Below are 17,783 nucleotides of genomic sequence, written 5' to 3' on the forward strand. Positions count from 1 at the left end.
GCGCCTTTGTCAGTTCTAAAACAGTACATTGAGAACCAAGGTGAAATCCAATGAAGGATTGCTCACCTGCTCAAAGCAGCTATCGCTCTTTACTCGGGATCACAATAGCTGGCTTTCACCACCAGCCAAGCCTTCAGCTATGGCTGGAGCACTTGCCAGCGACTTGGTAGATCCCAGGTTTGAGGAAGAACCACTTCGACAACTCCAAATGGAATTTTTTTCAAAAGCTTGGAGTCGAGAGTTTTAGAAAAGGCAGAATGGCCTAGGAGGCTTATCAGCAGTAAGCTGAGTAGCTTGAAGATTCGTAACATGATGACGCCTATGATAATGCATGCAAAAAACCTTGAACAAGATGAGTTCGTACAAGGTTTATTGCGAAGCCTCAAGGCTATTTAGCAAAGATAGTTCTCACACTGCTAAAGGTTCGAGTGGCAACAGGCCCTGGTTAAGAGCATTTTCATAAAGTTCTTAAACAATTATAGGCAAAAACTCACCTCTCGACAGCCCACCGAGCCGAGGAGGTTCGCCCAACTCTCTTCCGAGAGTGTTGCACCATCTACCGACAGGCTGAGTTAGCCACGGCTATTCCGGCATAGGTGGACTAGGAACGACCTCCCTTACACTTCGTCCAGCTGGTACCCGGAGTCAAATTTCTGACTCGACTCGATATAGCTAGCGACATTTAGAACAAATTCATTAGAATTACAATGTTTGCCCGTCTTAAGAGGGTCAGTCATCCGATCGAGTCCCATCCCAAATGCGTTCGAACCATCGCAATAGACTATCAAAGAATTATTCGACAAAATATCGAGTGATTACGATTGATGGTAGTTTGAAGGCATCAAAGTCTTGATTAACCCTCGCCCGCGCTTAAGTCCTTATAAACTTCGACCGAAATCTCAGATATATGCTTGTATAAAAGATCTTGCCCGCTGTCATTTCATGAGTTGTGGCTAAGTTTGGAGCCTTATGAGTACTAACCAGCAACGATTTAGAGTCCTCACCTCTGAAGGCGATATAAAGTTGCTTGGTATTATCGATGAAACCATTAACTTTGCAACAGTTGATGAGCACATAGGGAAAAAGCAAACCATATCCCTCGACCTATCTGATGTTGTCGCGTGTTCTTGGAATGCGTTACTTCACCTAGATAAATTTCTCGCCGAAAAAGGTCTAGAATCCATAAAACTGAAAAAAGTACCGAATCGAATTTTCGACTATATCAAGCTCCTGCCACGGTTCTATGACACTTACGAAATTGTAAGCCTCGAAATGCAGCTCATCAATCAAGACTTTGAAATGAAATCTATTGAAATTACCAAAAATGAGCTAAAGCAATTCGCTAAGCACAGCCCCAATTACTTTATCCGTTGGTTCAAGGGCTATCAATTTGTAGGCAATCAACGGTACTTCCTTCAAGAGGGTTTACCCAAAGGGCTTGAACGAAGTCCTTGGTTGAAGATCAATCAGGATGAGTTCAAATTCTGGCATGACTACATCTCATTTTGTCAATCAACTCTTAGCTTATCATTGGACCTCTTGGAGTCACTTGATTTTGTTTTAAAACGCAATCTCAAAGAAACAATGATGATATGGAACTCAGTACTTTCGAGTTTCGAGCATCTAAAGACAGAAAACTATAATACATATCGCGATAACTCTGATGATATTTTGTCTCGTATCCAGAATGTCGAAAGCAATTGCTCTAAGATCTATAGCTCGATGAAAGAGATAAAACAGGGATCTCATATGCAGATTCTCAAGATCGAAGTTCTTAGCCAAAATGAATATTTCATAAAAGACTCGTCTCTCCATCAAGGTATTGATAGCTATGTCCAGGAAGTTCAGAAACTCACAAACATGCTCAGCAAGATCGAAGATCTTGGGGTCAACGCCGGATCGTTAATATTCGAGCTTTTGGACTACTTCGATCGATTCGAAAAAGACTTTCAAGAAATTTCTGAACTGGATACCGTAGCCCTTGGAGCAATTCGCGACATCATGGGTATCATGGACGTTCTATCCATGAAATCGTGGAAGAAAACTCAAAATATCATTTGCAAAGAACTTCAGAATTGGAGTCAAACACTTTTTAACTTGAGCGGAACTTTGCAGGGATTCGATCTTCTAAGGCAGATTATAGAGCATCGACTAAAAGAGCTAACTCTCATCACTGACAAGAAACAAGCTAGAGTGGAATGGGCATATTTTGCAACTGAATTGTATACAATGATTGAGTCTTCTCTGGTCACAGATCAAGAAAAGTTCTCAAAGGGTTTCTACTTGCCCCATGCTCAGGGTGAGCAAAAAAAAGAATCGAAAAGCCCCGGCGATGTCATGCTCTTTTAGGCAATCTTACCTTAGGCAAAGGCATCAGGTTTTTTCAAAAGAGTTCCGATAACTGATAGAGGTTACTAGTGAATTCAAAGAATAAGTGGTTTTTATGGTGAAACGAGCTGCCATAGTCGACGATGAAACATCGATAGCTGACACCCTAGCTTTTGTGCTTGATCACTTGGGTATTCCTATATCCATCGAGACATTTAATCGCCTCGATGTTTTCCATGTGAGTCAGGACTCGCTACCTTTTGATATTCTATTGCTCGATTTGAACTTACCCGGACTTGGCTCTCACAAGATTTCTGAATTCTTAGATTCTTTGGATTCGCAAACTAAAATTGTGATAATGACAGGAGACCACACATTCGCTTGCCCCAGCTCTCGGATCGAGGAGGTCATCCACAAGCCTTTCGACATTCCCAATCTAGAAAGACTGATCAGATCAGCTATTGCCGATGACTAGCTTCACTAATCAGATAGCTTTGACCTTTTTCTCTAAGAAATCAGTTTCGTGGCGTTTGAAGGTATTGTCTCGAATCGATGAAAGTAGCTCCCTGAGCTGATCCTTACTAACTGGCTTGGCGAGGACTTGATCCATCCCAGCTTCGAAAGCACGATCTATTTCGGCCTCCGAAACACTTGCTGTAAGGGCAACTATCCTAAGGCCTTTGCCATACCTCTCTCTCAGCAAGGCCGTAGTATGGTAGCCGTTCATAACGGGCATCTTACAATCCATCAAGATCAGCTCATAAGAGGACAAGTCAGATATCTGAAGAAGCTCCTTGCCATTTTCTACAAAATCTACAGAGGTATTGAAATGGCTCAATTGTTTCGCGATCAAGCGACGCTCGGTCGCACGATCCTCGGCGACCAAAACTCTCAGACGATGAAGTAGCTTAGCCTGTTGAATTGGAATCGGCACGCTTTCAGGAGCGTCAATTACTTGAGTTGGTATGGAAACAGTAACTCTAGCCCCCTCTCCTAGTTTGCTTTCCACATCGAACACACCACTCATCTGCTCAATAAGGCCTTTCACGATACTCAAACCCAGACCTGTGCCTCCGTAAGTCTTCGTAGTGGACAGATCTCCCTGCTCAAAAGGCATTAGAAGTCGCTCAATTTTTGAAAGGTCGATGCCAATTCCCGTATCCTCGATCGCTATCACGATATGGCTTTCTGATTGATTAGTTTTGAGTTCAACCTTGACCCAAATGGTGCCTTCCTTCGTGAACTTAATCGCATTGGATAGTAAGTTGCTGATGATCTGCCCTAAACGCGTTTCATCGACTTCAACCCATAGCCTACTATCAACTGCCAATTCAGTTTTTAGCTGAACCCTTCCGGTATCAATACACTTTCCGTAAAGTTTTACAATTGATTGAATAAATCGAGTTAAGTTAGTAGGCTGAGGGTCCAAATCAATTCTATGTGCCTCAATACGTGAGTATTCGAGGACATCGCCCACTATTCGGCTCAGATTTTTTCCTGATTCGGATACAAGTTGCAACATATCTCGATGTGATGACTTCAAATCTTCATCATCCATCACCTCTTCACAGAAACCAATGATTGCATTGAGAGGTGTTCGAATCTCGTGGCTCATATTAGCGAGAAATGAGGTTTTGGCCTGTTCGGCATTTCTTGCATCACTTTCAGCTATTTTTAGTTTTGTGATAGTATTACGATGATCCTGCACGATATGAAAGATACTAGTCACATTTTCTACTATTAACGCATAGATACCTCTTTCTAAGGTCACCATGTAAGTTTGATGAACCTGCCGTTTGTCGGGATCCTTGCAGTTTAGTGGCATCAGGTGGTTGTGTAAGGTTGCTGAAAAAAATACCGGTGCTTGGCTTTGAATAGCATCCTCGATGACTCCACTGTAGGGTTCTGTAGCAATTTTCGGGCAGACATCCTCTAACTTGCGACCGAGAACCTTGTCCCGATTGATTGACGTCCACATTTCCAGAGCTTGATTCCAGAATATGACCACTCTACTGCTATCGAATACGCAGTAGCCTTGGGGAATATGATCAAGGTAGCCCAAGATGCTAGGCATATTTTAGACCCTTATCGGGGAACCAGTTTTCTAAAAGTTCCCTGACTCCATCAACCCTAAATCGAACGAGAATTCTGCCTTCGATCTCCTTGTCTTCTACGATCAGAAATGTTTCAATAAAGAGAAGCATAGTTTCCGTGCCATCCTTACCTTTTAGTATTGATTCTTGGTCGTGGTGATACTGGGGAACAAAGTACTTTAAGTCGAGGGAAAAAAAGTTTGCAGTAGTTCCCATGACAGCGTTCAGCACAATGTTTCCGATTTCTGTGATCGTTGATTCTCCCATCACATCAAGATCCTGAGACCCATCACCAGCATTTGGCACTAGCTTGCGAACCAACTGCATCGCACTCTTCCGAGTGAATTCGATTGTGGCCGTTCCGCTGAGTCCTCCTTCGAATCCCAGGCTAACATAGGACATCAGTTCCTGAGGTTCTCCAACTTCTGACGAATCATCCTGGCAGCGAACAAGCTTGATTTCTGGCAAACTTAGGTTGATCTGCTTTGAAACTATCGCCTGGATAGCCTGAGATGCACGAGTCACTCCCTGCGACAGGCGATCCCTTAACACCTCAAGCTCGTAACTATCTAGTTCATGAGACATGTTTTTCATTTTTCTTCCGATCTTGACGTAGCTGATTCACGACAGTTTCGAGAGTTTCCTTTTGTACTGGCTTGTTGAGGAAATACTTAACTCCATTATCGTGACACTGTTCCTCCGAACTCTTCTGAACATTCGCAGTCAGCACAACGATATCAATATCGGGATACTTTTCATGAATCATCGCACTCAGCTCGAACCCATCAAGCTCCGGCATCAATAGGTCGGTAAAGACACAATCGAAGTTACCCTTTTTCAGCTCCTCTAAGACCTCAAGACCTGAAAGGAAGGGCTTTACTTCACACCCAAGATCCTGCAACAGACGTTCAATTTGATTCAATTGAAAGTGAGAATCATCCACCAATATTACTTTGAGTGACATCTTATTTTCCTCCTCTTGCTTTCAATTCATCGGAGCTACTTGCGGTTCCACCAAGCAAGATCTTGTTACCATTGAGTCATTCTCTGGCAGAGTGAAGCTAAGGGAATAGATAGGCTATGGAAATACTTTCATTATATGTCTCGGGTGCAAGATATTTTTGTGCCCAAATACTTTTGCCTCCTATCTCATATTCATTCATATATTTCGTCAATTATCAGATATATACAAACTCAAAATATTTCACCGTACCTGTACACTCCAGCTTGCTTCAATCGCCCGAAGACATCAAATCAATCGAGATCTGATAAACTATAGTAGAGTATTTTTGATCTGCATTCTTCCAACGGCTGCTCAACTCTAAGGAAAGGTGGTTATGAAGGTTCTCATAGCAGACGATAATCCTGAAATTGCATCAGTCATTGAACTATTTTTGGAAAACTCAAAAGTTACCTTCTACCGAGCCATGAACAGCGAGGATGCTCTCAATCAAGCATCATCAAACCTATTTGACCTTATCATTACTGACTATGATTTTCCTCCAAGAGGAGGCCTTGAGTTGATCAGCAAATACCGCAATGCTATTGGTAACACCCCTCTATATGTATTGACGGGAGTTTCCATTTCGGAAGAAGACTTACTCTCCGCTGGAGCAACAAAGGTATTTTTCAAGCCTAATGCCATCAAGAGAATTTCTGATGAGATCAAGACCACGATAAAAAAAGCTTCCTAGCGGAGTGTTAGGAGAAGCTTCTTTTGAATTGCCTGACAACTTTATTTATAAGCATTCTAGGCCTTCTTACCTCTTGTACAAGCCCATCCGACGAACCCGATGTGCGAGATTTGGTGGTTCCTAACCAGAAGAATTGGATTGCAAAATCTGTATCAATACCCTATCAAAACCCCTTTGAAAGCATGATCGTATTTGGTGACTCACTCTCAGATACAGCGAATCTCAAAGCCAATACATGGGGTATCGTATTACCAGCCCATCTCTACTGGGAGGGTCGCTTCTCAAATGGACCTATCTGGCTAGACTACGCGAGCCGTGGCTTACAATTGCGACTGGTAAGCTATGCAGTAGGCGGAGCTGAAACTCAAGAGACGAAGGGCTATTCAGGATTCTTTGTGAGTAGCCTCCATGAGCAGATTGATGACTACCTAAACGATACCACCCAGAGCGAGCGTAAGAAGCACCTGGGTGTGATATGGATTGGCGCTAATAACTATTTCGCCAAGATCAATGACGACCCGAGGCAGGTAATTGAGGATATCTCTAAACAGGCTCAACTTCTGCTCCAGCGGGGTCTTCAAACTTTGGTCATAGGAACGATGCCAGAGCTAGCTGGATTGCCCGTGCCACCAAACCAGTCCAAACGTCGACCGGATAGGGAGTTTAAGAAAATAACTCGAAGTCATAATACCTTATGCAGAAAACTAGTGAGCCAACTTCAGAAAACTTGGCCGCGAAAGAATATCGTCCTGTGGGATGCCTATGATATCTATCATCAGGCGACCAGAAATCCGATAAAGTTTGGCTTTAGAGACTTGGATACCGCTTGCTATCCTGGTGATCTTTACGGAGAGTTCAAGCAAGACGACAAATCATTTTGTGTGGATCTCATGGGAACCAGACACTGGGATTATACTCACCCGAACACAATGATGCACTGCTACTATGCAACAAAATTTCTTGCCGATCTTGGTTCAGAACTGAGTTACATCACGTTCAACTATAACCAGGCTAAGATTATGTGCCGCAGGCTTTCGGAGAGATAGGAGCGCCCCCGTAAGGTTAAGATTTTGATCGGAAAAACGACTAGGCGAGAACTCTCATTGTTCATTAATTTTTGTCTTTTGAAACAAAAAATCCTCTAAACGATTCATTTACCAACAAGGACAGAAATGCTTCCGTTCGGCAATACACGAAAGTCTACATATTTTCTTCAGCTAGGCTCTAGAGCCACACGGTATCAGTCATTCTAGAGAATCCCGAAAGTTCTATACCCTGCATCTAAACTGATTAAAAATTAATCATGCACTCTCTCAACAATTGACTAATTTCGAAGTCATGATAGCGTCTCCAGCAGTGAATCCAAATTAACTTAGAAGGAGAGTGATTATGAAAGTTACAGTTATCATGTCTATGCTAGCTCTACTATCCACACCAAGTTTTGCCAACAAGGGAGAACAAACACCACCGGTTGATCAAGGTCAACAGCAGCAAGACCCCGTTGATCAGGGTCAGCAGCAGCAAGATCCTGTGGACCAAGGTCAACAACAGCAGGATCCCGTCGACCAGGGTCAACAGCCTCCTCAACCGCCTATTGTAGACAATGGCCAGTCACCAATTCAACAGAAGCCAGGTGTTTACAAGTATCTAGAGCCTAAGCACCCTGCAGGTGACCGTCTTGACTGGTGCCTAACCTGGGCTAATCACTGTGGCCAAGAAGCTGCAAACGCCTACTGTGAAGAGATGGGGCACCGCATGGCTGTAGATCTAGAGCGTGCTGCTGATGTAGGGTACACCCGCCTATTGCAAGATGATCGTATGGTTTGTAATGGTTATCCCTGCGATAGCTTTACCTACATCACATGCTCAAACTAGGGTGAGCCCTGGTCGCGAAGACCTTTGATCGCCGTATCGGGAGTGTGTTTCTTCGTCACACACTCCATGCTAAAGAGCAAAGATTTCAAGCGAATCATCCTCAAGGTTTAATGAATTCATCCGAATTGCTCTAATGAGGAGCTATGGATGGAACTAGTTAAACTTCACCACCTATATAAAAGTGCTCTAACACGCAATATCAGTATTGCTGGATCGGTTTTGTGCTGCTTTTTAATCGTAGCGGAACTTCTTGACCAACGCCCAATGTACATTCTTGCAGCTATTCTTGCAGTTGCTGGCATGTCCTTCGGATTAGTCGCAACACGATATAGCTTGCCTGAAAACTATACCAACGGTGCCTTGGCCCTCAACATTATCGGATCTCTCGCGGTAGCCTTTGCAAACCTTAGCGCTCAACATCCAAATTTAACTGGTGGCTATTATTACTTTGGAGTCATAATTATAACTAGTTCATTCTTATGCGGACGACGGGTTGGTTTTGGCTTCCTAATATTCTTCTACTTCACCTTAGCCCTCGGCTACGTCCTCCACGGACAACATGTAGCACCTGGCCTGGATCTAGAGTTTTCAACCTTCCTCGATCGAGCTATCGCACCAACATTTATCTTCTATGTAGTTTCTGTAGCAGAAAAAACCTTGCTCGCTTCTTTAGAAGTTTCAGAGAACCAGCAAGCTCAGATTAAGCAGGGAGAAAAGCTTTCAACCTTAGGTGTATTCGCTGCTGGTATCGCTCATGAGATACGCAACCCACTTGGCATTATTTCAGGATCCATAGACGTTTTGAAGCGCCTCGGAAAGGCCGATAAGCTAAATGAAGCATCTTTCACAAAATGGTTACAAAAGGCTCAAAAAAACAGCTTACGAATATCAGATGTTATTGACTCACTGATGTACCTAGCTAACGATAGTTATAAGGCTCAAATCGATGACAATCTCGATGTATCAGTACAGGATAGTTTCTGTGAGTGTCTCGCTGCACTTGATACTAAGATCTCACAAAATGGTATTGTCATTAAAAACCTTCACGCAGAGAAAGACTATATGGTTGGAGGCAACTCCTATCACCTTTTCACTGTCATGAGAATAATCATTGATAATGCTATCGATGCGCTGGGGGACAAGAAGTCACTTCATCCTAAGATTACGTTCGAGACTAGAATCAGTGACAATCACCTAGTAATCTCGATTACTGATAACGGCCCTGGAATACCGGTTCAACTACAAGACCGAATACTAGATCCCTTTTTCACCACCAAAGAAGTAGGTCAAGGAAGTGGAATCGGTTTAGCGTTAGCCTATGGCATCGCCCAAAGATTGAGTTGGAAAATCAGTTTCAAGAGCGAAGAAGGAAGGACTAGCTTCTTGATCGTGATCAATCGATTCGAAGTCAATCAAAAGTCTGACAGCTACCACCTTGCTGGCTAAAAAACTTCCAAAACTCCGAACTCTAAGGTCACGATTTGCATTCGCTAAAATCATCAAAGACTGCCTAGAAGACACAAAGCCTTCTAGACAGTCTGTATAGAAAGAACCTTAACTGGAAAGAAACTCTTTGGGTGTCATAGGTAATGTTCTCAAACGCTTCCCAGTTGCATTATAGACCGCATTACCGATTGCAGCTGCAACTCCAGTTATCCCAATCTCACCGATCCCTTTGGCACCAATGGGCGTGGCATTGAAATCGGGATTATCGATCCACAATACGTCAATTTCTGGAATATCAGCATTCACAGGAACATGGTACTCAGCAAAGTCATCGTTGGTGATTCGTCCCAATCGATGATCCCAGCGAATCGACTCCTGCAAGGCTTGGCCTACTCCCATGATCATACCACCTAGAAATTGGCTGCGGGCGGTTCTAGCATTTAGGATGGTTCCACAAGCAAAACAACCTAACATACGCCGCACTCGGATCAGACCAAGGTCTTCGTCAACACCAACTTCCACAAACTGGGAGCCGAAGGAATGATTAGAGGTGCTAGTTTGAAAGCTAGGAGAAAAGGAGCCATCGACGTCAATAAAATCACGATTTGCATCCATGAGAATGTCTTCAAATCGAGCCATCTCATTTTTATAGACCAAAGCCCCATCAATAAACTGCACTTGATCGATTGGCACCTTTCTCAATTTCGAATCGCTGGCCAGCAATTCGAAGAGCCTCTCTTTGAGTTTGTCGTAGGCTTGGCGAACTGCGCCACCAACGCTGCCAGTCGTTGCACTACCGCCAGAGATGCCACCAGCTGGTAAGTCTGTGTCTCCTAACTTCATCTGGACCCGACCTTGCGGAATGCCTAGCAAGTCAGCAAGCAGCTGTGCTTGAACTGTTGCTGTTCCCGTTCCCATTTCTTGCGAGCAGCAAAGTATTTTAGCCGTTCCATCAGAACCAATACGCAAGGTCACCTGCGTAGGAAATCCTAGGGAAGGGTAAGTCGCTGCTGAGACGCCAAAGCCTACTAGCCAAGAACCATCGCGAAGCTCTCTCGGGGTCTTTCGGCGTCGATGCCAACCAAAAGCCTTCGCCCCTTCTTGGAGAGCTGTTGTTAAGTGTCGTGAGCTAAAAGGCTTACTCGAAAACAAATCTTTCACGGGCTCATTTTTGATTCTAAGAGCCACTGGGTCAACTTCAAGTTTAACTGCCAGTTCATCAATAGCAGTTTCAAGAGCAAAGACTCCACCTGCTTCCGCAGGAGCACGCATGAAGGTAGGAACTTGAGTATTCAACCGACACTGAAACTGCTCTAGCTTAAGTGCTTTCCGCTGGTACATCATCCGAGTGACGAGAGTGAACGACTCAGTGTATTGATCTACTTCGGAGGTACTCGCAGAACCTGCGTGGATGATGGCCTCAATGAGCCCGTCTTGACTGGCCCCCAAAGCGACTCGTTGGATCAATGGTGTCCGATATCCTGTTCCCCCATATAGTTGATTTCGACTTACCACTAGCTTTACAGGACGATTCACTGCTTTACTGCATAGAACAGCTAGAATCGAGTGGGGCCACATCAACCCTTTCGAACCGAATGCCCCACCCATATACTGACATACAACGCGGATTTGACTAGCATCCAGGTTGAAGAGCTGTGCATAGGTTTGCCGAGCTAAAGCGAGGCTTTGGCTGGAATCGTAGACTAGAAGATAGGGCTTCCCACCTTTAATGGTCCAATGTGCAATCGTTGCATGAGGTTCCAGCGGGTTATGATAGTTGCCTTCGGTAAAGTATTCCTGATCAACCTGAACAGCTGCAGCAGACAAGACTTGCTCAGCATTTTGCTCGTCAACTGTGGGGGGTGCTCCAGAAACCGACCCTGGCTGCTCGGATCCTTCAGCCCTACGAATATTCGTTTCCGATGGCATAGATTCATATTCAACTTGCACCAGTAATGCGGCGTCCCTTGCTGTTTCAAAGCTATCTGCGATCACTGCAGCTATGTACTGCCCCGCATAGTAAATGTCACGTTCAGCCACGGGGTAAACTTTTGAGGCGACAATTGAACTGAAATTTCCTTCTCCAGAAGCTGGTAGTCTAGTAAATGATGGTAAATTTTCTGGTGTAAGGACTTTATAAACTCCAGGTAGGGCCTCCGCGAGCGAGCTATCGATCCGAATAATTCGCCCTCTGCTGATCTGGGAGACTACCGGTGTCGCATATAGCAGGCCGTCCATTGGCCACTCAGCGCTGAAAGTTGCCTTTCCAGTGACCTTTTCGCGACCACTACGTCTGGTTATAGACTTTCCTGCTGGCCCATCAAGCTTGATCGGCTCATAGACTGTATCCTTCATATCTTCGCCTCCTCAGTTGTTCCGGCTGATCCTCGCCCATGTTGCAACTCCCAAACTTGATCATCACTAAGAGCCCCGCGATCTCTTGCTATTTTGAGGGCTCGTACAAGGGTTCTCTTCGCTAGAGTGATCTTGTAATCGCCACCCATGGGAGCCCGTGCGTCTCGTAGGGCAATTTCTGCGGCTGCCATAAAGGCTTCATCACTTGGTCTTTTACCCTTCAGAAAGGTCTCGGCGTCCTTTGCACGCCACGGAATCGGAGCAACGCCACCAAGGGCAATATGAACATCCTCGATATAACTCGTCTTCGGACCAATTCCTTGTAACTGAAGACCAATGCCAGCACTTGCAAGGGCAAAAGCATAGCTACTTCGTTCACGGACTTTGTAGTAGATACTACGTTTGAATAGGGACCTACGTTTATGGGTTGGAATAAGAACTTCAGTTATTAATTCACCTGGTAGTAAATCGACATCGTATTGATTCTGACCATTCTGAGGTATGTTTAGAAAGTCTCTTAAAGCAACGACCCTAGTTTCTCTATCGCTTGCTAAGACTACAGACGCGTCGAAAGCCAATAGTACCACCGCCAAGTCTCCAGGATAGGTGCCCATAAGCCGATCTCCATGACCTAAGATGGCAAGATGGCTTGCGTCGACTTCCAGTTCAAACGGATCTTTGGTCCCTGCATTAGGATCAGGAAAGTCTGGGTGGCGATAGTAGGGAGATCGACTCCTTTGCAAGATATTGCCCGCGATTGTCGCCATATTCCGAATCTGAGGTGATGCAGCAAGTATCAAAGACTGCCTTAAGGCGGGAAAATCGTTCTTCACAAATCCGTTCTCTGCTAGCTGAGCCATAGTACAAGCAGCGCCAATCTTGAGATGAGCTTTACCCTTAATAATGTAGTTGCTTAGCAAAGGCTTAATGGAAACTAGCGATGATGGCTTCAGTACATTTAGCTTCATCAAATCAATGAGCGTCGTACCTCCTCCCAATGCCATAGTGCTCCGATGGTCAATAAGGGAACACGCGCTCTGAAATGAGTCGGCCTCGACATATTCAAATGGTAGCATGGAACTAACTCCTCTTCTCTTTAGCTGTGATGACCCGAACAGTCCTAGCTGGATCACTGGGAGGCACGACACCTGCGCACTGGCGCACTGCTTCTGTAATATTGGGGTAGGCTGAGCAGCGACAAAGATTGCCACTCATCCATTCTCGAACCGACTCGACGCTTTCACTACCGTGTCCTTCCTCGATACATGCGATTCCTGACATGATCTGACCAGGGGTGCAATACCCGCATTGATAGGCGTCGCACCGAAGAAACGCCTCTTGCATCGGGTGCAAATCCACCTCATCACCAATCCCTTCGATGGTTGTGATTTTCTTGCCCTGTGTTGTGACAGCAAGAGTGAGGCACCCAAGAACTCGCTGGCCATCTATATGGATCGTGCAGGCTCCACAAGCCCCTTGATCACAGCCCTTTTTTGTACCTGTCAACTTTAGATTTTCCCTTAGGAAATCCAGTAAGGTTGTTCGTGCATCAATCATGGCCTCAATTTTTTGGCCATTAATTTCACACCTAAGAACGTAGTCTTTGGGTGTTTTTGATTTCTCTTCGCTACGATCATTTTCGCTCTGTGCACTGGCCTTATAGGCACTGGGTACAGCGGATGAACCCACCGCTGCACCGAGTCCAAGTAATAAATTCCGGCGATTGACGTGGCCAACCACTGGCCGACGCTCTTCTTCTTTAGCCATACATGACTCCTAGAACTTAAGTTTTAGTCTAAATGTTCCCTATAGCTAACGTTGTCTAGGATGATGTGGCAAGTAGATTTAAAAAATTTGATCTATGATCGAGAGAACAGATTGGTAAGGAGTGTGATGTCATCACACGCTCAGCTTGCAATATCCATCACTAAAATCGTGCAGTCGTCTTGCTGTTGCGCACTTTCATACTGCATCTTATAGCGGCTTGATATTTTTTGATAAGCCTGATCTGCTGTCGCGCTTATCTTCATCATCTTTGAAACTTCACGAATACGAAGCGGCCTAATCTCAACATCTTCGTTCTCAATCAAGCCATCTGAATAGACAAGTACTATAGTGTCATCATTATATTGATAGCTTGTCTCCCCAAGTTCTGGCTCCAGGGTAAAGCCTAAAGGTGTCCCACCAACCAAAAGAGACTTCATAGTGTCGCCTGTTTTCAAAATCACCCCTGTATGTCCTGCATTGATATAATAGATCACCCTGTGGGAGAGATCGATCAGAAGCCCAACCATGGTCATCAACTGATGCTCCCCAACATCACGCTCCATAACTGTATGGTTTAAGGTCATAAACAAGTCCTTCAAAAAGGTCTTAGGTGATTGTGACTCGATCATCATAGGTTCTATGACGGCACTCGCTACGCTCGCCACCGACCCTGACATCAGCGCCGAAGGGATACCATGCCCTGTAACATCACCAACTAATATTAGACTCACATTTTTCTCTGGAAAGTTATAGACTCCATACCAATCTCCTCCGATACTCTGCGCTGGTTGATAAAAAGTATGAAAATTTAAGCCTTTTATGGGCTTGATACTTGGGATCAGAGATTCTTGGATCTTCCTAGCTACCGCCAATGACTCCCGTATCTGTTTAGACTTGATAGAGTCATCACGAATCTTGCGATCCTGGCTAAACTTCAGCTTACCCAAAACCCAACATAGCAATGATTCCTTTAATATGACGCCGAAAATCACCCCTAATTCAAGGGACGTGATCAGAGGGAAAAGCCCCCATAAGTTGGCCATCATCGCAAGGTTGCCGAATACCATGAATGACCAAGCCAGAAAATATAATCGAGCTGGCTGATAGCCTTTTTGAATACTAATCAAGCCACCACCTATAATCACGGTAAGCATCATCCCGTTGCTCAAGAGTAATAGCACTGCCCCTGCACCATAGCCAGCGATGAGCGAAACTAAGATAAAGACCGTCATCATGCCTACGAACAATCGCGCTGTCCAAAAAAACGCTTTTGAGTAGCTCCAAAACTTTAGAAATCTAACAGTGAAGTTTGTTACAAATATACATGTCAGGAGACCGTTAACAATCAACCATTGATTGATATACTTCAGCCAGGCGGGATGGAAACTGAAGAGCTGATCGAGAAGACCCAGATAGCTAAGTTCGAAGTTGATAAAGAAAATATTATATAGAGCAATATGTAGAAAGGTGCGATCCCTGAGTGTGAAATAGAAGATCAAGGAAGCAATAACTACGAATATGATGATACCTAGTGTTGTCGCAATTAAAAAATATTCTCGAATCTTAAACTCATGAAAACGCGCCTCGCTCCAAAGAAATAGTGGCCACTTTAGAATGTCAGTACTTTCAATTCTAAGGTAGACCTCAGTTAAACCAGGAGGAAAATCAACAATGAAGTACGGGCTACGATAGTCGCGGCGATACTCAAGAAAAGAAACCTGGTCGCCTTGGCTAATTTCTTTATAGGAACCAAGTTGATTGGGGACATAGAGTGTGACACGATCCGTAACGGGGAAACGATAATTGAGTATTCGTTTTTCGGAGACTTGGCTACTATTCTCAAACACAAACTTACCCCAAGACACTCCCGCCTTTATCCCGTAGTTTGCCATAGGGTTTGGTGGAACCTCAAAGTCCTGAATACCAACAATGTCTTCAATCGCTAAAGTTCCAGTCTCATCGAACAGGTAGACACCGCGATTACCAACATAGACTTGCTCAGCCTGATCTAAAAGGATCGCTTCACCTCGCACCTTCTCAGAAAGGCAAGTAGCGAGACTCATGATAAAAATCATGTTTTGGATCAAAAAGCTCAAATCCTACCCCAGATAAGTTTTTTCAGATAGGAAGTTCGGCTCATCCCATGAATTTATGACGATCATTCCTTGCCGAGCAAGAAGCATTCTTCATGTTTGAGATCAGTCGATATTATGGGAGGGGAAAATTACTCTTTAAGGTTTCGAGAAGCCTTGATAATCTCTTGATATCGACCTGATTTTTTTAGAGCAGCCAAGCCTTTGTTGAAGGCTGCAAGTAAGTATTCAGCTCTTGGGTGCTTTCTTGATATAAGGAGATAGTGTGGAGTATTTCGAACTGGTTTCTCATGATAGGAAACTCGCTTGATCTCATCCTTGTGATTTCTACGAAGAATGCTCAAGCCTGCGTCTAGATCATTAGGAATAATATCGACCCGACCTGCCAGTAACTTCTTAAAATTGGTTTCATCACTGTTTGAATCATCGGCTTCAAATATCCCTTTAGCCCTCGCTTTATCAAAAGCTTCACCATAAGAATATTTGATAGTTGTCCCGATCCTTTTATCCTTCAAGTCATCAATTTTTTTCCAATCAAATTTCCTTTCTGCCAAGTAGAAGAATACGTAGGAAACATCAAGGATTGGTTCTGAGTAAAGAAAGTGCTTTTCCCTTTCTTTTTTATAACCCCATAAGAAAGTCCCAGCTACTTTGCCTTTGCTGGCGCTATCTAGAGCACGAGCCCAAGGATAGAAATTATATTTTACATCGATTCCCTCCTTCTTAAAGGCTTCGGTAACAATTTTCGAAGCATACCCAAACCCATCCATAGTGCTTGACTGATAGGGGTCCCACTCTCCATTGCCCAGGGTAATGGTCTCTGAATGAGCCATCATCGATGTCCATAGCATCAACACTAGGATCGTAAATTGGAACTTAGTTCGGCTTGCTCTAAAACTTAACATCCATACCCATCATATTGGTAGTAGCCGTAACATAGTCTTGCTCTTGAATCTGCAGCTTCGTTGTCACATTGGAAAGGAACCATGTGATCCCTTGCCACGGATATTTAAATTGAACACCGGTCGTTTCTCCAATGTCAGAATTTGCACCATCAACTTCACCCGTTTCCTTGCCATTATAGATCTCAATGCTAATCGGGTCCCAACTATAGCTTAGCTGCAAGGCATAGGCTGTGTATCGATCCTTTAGGCCTTCTCTGATCTTAATGTTTGACTCAGTGGCTGAAAAGGCGAACATTCTACGCCCAAACCAATAGACCAATGGATCTCCATCGGAATATGTTGCCCCCAGGTAGGCTCCCATATAGCTAAGCCCCGTGGCAGCAGTTAGAACCGACGCCTCTTCGAGCTGCGAAGGGCTTTGAGGATCTGTAGCCACCTCAATTCCAAGCTTTTCATGATGATAAGCAATGGAACCATGAATCTTTAAACTGCCTATTTCACCAGATGCAGCAATTAGCGCTTCAATCGCTGGAGTATCCGTTTGTCTTGGTGTCGTAATTTCTGTATTTCCTGAGCCATCATCTGTTGTCACAGCATCAGCATCACCAGGACTCTTAGCTTCTACGAATGATAAGCCTAGAGTCAAAATACTGACAGGATACTTAAATGTGATAGCATTCAACTGACCTGAGTAGGCAGGACCAGCAATCCAGGGGCGAAACCCATCATGCCCGCCCACAATAATATCATGGTAAAATGCCACCTCTGTATGCAGAGTTGGCTGAGTACCTAGTCGAAGCAGACCGTCCCCAAGTTTGATGTCGAAGTAGAAATTTTTGACGAGAGGCTCGCTTGTACCAGAATCGGTATCCCGATATACCGTAAGCTCAAATACCCCTTTTACAGCTTCATTGATGACAAACTTAGTACCGATACTTTGAGCAAACCAACTATCAGGAAAGACTCGAATATATGATTCTTTTTTTCCCGTTTCAGGCTCGTATGTTGACTGAGTCAAACCACCAGTACTTCTGCCAAAGAATGAAAACTCTGTGGCCATAAGCATCTGTGTATGCAGGCACAGCAGGGCCACGGCTAGGTACTTCATCGCACCCCTCTCGAATAAGTCAAATTCATCTTAGGATTGTACTGATATTCTAACTTATACAGCGGTGGGATGCACGACCTAGTGAGGCAGAAACATTCTTTGGTAAAAGAAAAGAGCCC

At 44.3% G+C, this 17,783-nt stretch carries 16 protein-coding genes; 6 read left to right on the top strand and 10 right to left on the bottom strand.

Annotation, left to right across the window (positions count from 1 at the left end):
• Positions 1-137: 137 nt before the first annotated feature.
• Positions 138-311: a hypothetical protein gene (locus tag B9N89_RS31465; protein WP_159455513.1), complete on the bottom strand. Its 174-nt coding sequence runs from the start codon at positions 309-311 to the stop codon at positions 138-140.
• 658 nt (positions 312-969) lie between these two features.
• On the opposite strand from B9N89_RS31465, the gene B9N89_RS20060 reads away from it, so the two are divergent.
• Both B9N89_RS20060 and B9N89_RS20065 read left to right on the top strand, forming a co-directional pair.
• Positions 970-2,349 carry a hypothetical protein gene (locus B9N89_RS20060; RefSeq protein WP_132322218.1) on the top strand — a complete coding sequence of 460 codons (1,380 nt, stop codon included), beginning with the start codon at positions 970-972 and terminating at the stop codon, positions 2,347-2,349.
• 94 nt (positions 2,350-2,443) lie between these two features.
• Positions 2,444-2,803 carry a response regulator gene (locus B9N89_RS20065; RefSeq protein ID WP_132322216.1) on the top strand — a complete coding sequence of 120 codons (360 nt, stop codon included), beginning with the start codon at positions 2,444-2,446 and terminating at the stop codon, positions 2,801-2,803.
• Positions 2,804-2,812: 9 nt separating this feature from the next.
• On the opposite strand, the gene B9N89_RS20070 is transcribed toward B9N89_RS20065, so the two are convergent.
• From B9N89_RS20070 to B9N89_RS20080, 3 genes are read right to left on the bottom strand one after another with little or no spacing between them, the layout of a single operon-like run.
• A complete protein-coding gene (locus B9N89_RS20070; protein WP_132322214.1) occupies positions 2,813-4,402 on the bottom strand; it encodes an ATP-binding protein in 1,590 nt (529 codons plus the stop codon).
• On the bottom strand, positions 4,395-5,006 hold the full coding sequence (locus tag B9N89_RS20075) for a hypothetical protein (protein WP_234996135.1): 612 nt from the start codon (positions 5,004-5,006) through the stop codon (positions 4,395-4,397). The genes B9N89_RS20070 and B9N89_RS20075 overlap by 8 nt, the downstream gene beginning before the upstream one ends.
• Complete coding sequence (locus B9N89_RS20080) at positions 4,996-5,385, bottom strand: response regulator (RefSeq protein ID WP_132322210.1); 390 nt, start codon at positions 5,383-5,385, stop codon at positions 4,996-4,998. Before B9N89_RS20080 ends, B9N89_RS20075 begins: the two co-directional genes overlap by 11 nt.
• A gap of 373 nt (positions 5,386-5,758) precedes the next feature.
• Here B9N89_RS20080 and B9N89_RS20085 point away from each other — a divergent pair, with 373 nt between their 5' ends.
• The 4 genes from B9N89_RS20085 (at position 5,759) to B9N89_RS20100 (ending at position 9,436) form a co-directional block, all read left to right on the top strand.
• Positions 5,759-6,115, top strand: coding sequence for a response regulator (locus tag B9N89_RS20085; protein ID WP_132322208.1), 357 nt, complete (start codon positions 5,759-5,761; stop codon positions 6,113-6,115).
• Positions 6,116-6,138: 23 nt separating this feature from the next.
• Positions 6,139-7,161 (top strand): SGNH/GDSL hydrolase family protein, encoded by a 1,023-nt coding sequence (locus B9N89_RS20090; protein WP_132322206.1) that lies wholly within the window; start codon positions 6,139-6,141, stop codon positions 7,159-7,161.
• Between the two features lie 343 nt (positions 7,162-7,504).
• Complete coding sequence (locus tag B9N89_RS20095; protein WP_132322204.1) at positions 7,505-7,990, top strand: hypothetical protein; 486 nt, start codon at positions 7,505-7,507, stop codon at positions 7,988-7,990.
• Positions 7,991-8,137: 147 nt separating this feature from the next.
• Complete coding sequence (locus tag B9N89_RS20100) at positions 8,138-9,436, top strand: sensor histidine kinase (protein WP_132322202.1); 1,299 nt, start codon at positions 8,138-8,140, stop codon at positions 9,434-9,436.
• Positions 9,437-9,544: 108 nt separating this feature from the next.
• On the opposite strand, the gene B9N89_RS20105 is transcribed toward B9N89_RS20100, so the two are convergent.
• The 6 genes from B9N89_RS20105 to B9N89_RS20130 form a co-directional block, all read right to left on the bottom strand.
• Positions 9,545-11,791, bottom strand: a complete 2,247-nt coding sequence (locus B9N89_RS20105; protein ID WP_132322200.1) for a xanthine dehydrogenase family protein molybdopterin-binding subunit — start codon at positions 11,789-11,791, stop codon at positions 9,545-9,547.
• Complete coding sequence (locus B9N89_RS20110; RefSeq protein ID WP_132322198.1) at positions 11,788-12,867, bottom strand: FAD binding domain-containing protein; 1,080 nt, start codon at positions 12,865-12,867, stop codon at positions 11,788-11,790. The genes B9N89_RS20105 and B9N89_RS20110 overlap by 4 nt, the downstream gene beginning before the upstream one ends.
• Positions 12,868-12,871: 4 nt before the next feature.
• Positions 12,872-13,558, bottom strand: a complete 687-nt coding sequence (locus B9N89_RS20115; RefSeq protein WP_132322196.1) for a (2Fe-2S)-binding protein — start codon at positions 13,556-13,558, stop codon at positions 12,872-12,874.
• Between the two features lie 140 nt (positions 13,559-13,698).
• On the bottom strand, positions 13,699-15,654 hold the full coding sequence (locus B9N89_RS20120) for a SpoIIE family protein phosphatase (RefSeq protein ID WP_132322194.1): 1,956 nt from the start codon (positions 15,652-15,654) through the stop codon (positions 13,699-13,701).
• Positions 15,655-15,782: 128 nt separating this feature from the next.
• Complete coding sequence (locus B9N89_RS20125; protein WP_132322192.1) at positions 15,783-16,556, bottom strand: substrate-binding periplasmic protein; 774 nt, start codon at positions 16,554-16,556, stop codon at positions 15,783-15,785.
• Positions 16,543-17,664 (bottom strand): hypothetical protein, encoded by a 1,122-nt coding sequence (locus B9N89_RS20130; RefSeq protein ID WP_132322190.1) that lies wholly within the window; start codon positions 17,662-17,664, stop codon positions 16,543-16,545. The genes B9N89_RS20125 and B9N89_RS20130 overlap by 14 nt, the downstream gene beginning before the upstream one ends.
• Positions 17,665-17,783 lie beyond the last annotated feature (119 nt).

It is taken from the genome of Pseudobacteriovorax antillogorgiicola (genome assembly GCF_900177345.1).
GTDB lineage: Bacteria > Bdellovibrionota_B > Oligoflexia > Oligoflexales > Oligoflexaceae > Pseudobacteriovorax > Pseudobacteriovorax antillogorgiicola.

Bases quoted from the DNA above. Each gene is read 5' to 3' on its own strand.
- B9N89_RS31465 (WP_159455513.1), bottom strand. From the start codon at position 311: ATGTTACGAATCTTCAAGCTACTCAGCTTACTGCTGATAAGCCTCCTA.
- B9N89_RS20060 (WP_132322218.1), top strand. From the start codon at position 970: ATGAGTACTAACCAGCAACGATTTAGAGTCCTCACCTCTGAAGGCGAT.
- B9N89_RS20065 (WP_132322216.1), top strand. From the start codon at position 2,444: ATGGTGAAACGAGCTGCCATAGTCGACGATGAAACATCGATAGCTGAC.
- B9N89_RS20070 (WP_132322214.1), bottom strand. From the start codon at position 4,402: ATGCCTAGCATCTTGGGCTACCTTGATCATATTCCCCAAGGCTACTGC.
- B9N89_RS20075 (WP_234996135.1), bottom strand. From the start codon at position 5,006: ATGTCTCATGAACTAGATAGTTACGAGCTTGAGGTGTTAAGGGATCGC.
- B9N89_RS20080 (WP_132322210.1), bottom strand. From the start codon at position 5,385: ATGTCACTCAAAGTAATATTGGTGGATGATTCTCACTTTCAATTGAAT.
- B9N89_RS20085 (WP_132322208.1), top strand. From the start codon at position 5,759: ATGAAGGTTCTCATAGCAGACGATAATCCTGAAATTGCATCAGTCATT.
- B9N89_RS20095 (WP_132322204.1), top strand. From the start codon at position 7,505: ATGAAAGTTACAGTTATCATGTCTATGCTAGCTCTACTATCCACACCA.
- B9N89_RS20100 (WP_132322202.1), top strand. From the start codon at position 8,138: ATGGAACTAGTTAAACTTCACCACCTATATAAAAGTGCTCTAACACGC.
- B9N89_RS20105 (WP_132322200.1), bottom strand. From the start codon at position 11,791: ATGAAGGATACAGTCTATGAGCCGATCAAGCTTGATGGGCCAGCAGGA.
- B9N89_RS20110 (WP_132322198.1), bottom strand. From the start codon at position 12,867: ATGCTACCATTTGAATATGTCGAGGCCGACTCATTTCAGAGCGCGTGT.
- B9N89_RS20115 (WP_132322196.1), bottom strand. From the start codon at position 13,558: ATGGCTAAAGAAGAAGAGCGTCGGCCAGTGGTTGGCCACGTCAATCGC.
- B9N89_RS20125 (WP_132322192.1), bottom strand. From the start codon at position 16,556: ATGTTAAGTTTTAGAGCAAGCCGAACTAAGTTCCAATTTACGATCCTA.
- B9N89_RS20130 (WP_132322190.1), bottom strand. From the start codon at position 17,664: ATGAAGTACCTAGCCGTGGCCCTGCTGTGCCTGCATACACAGATGCTT.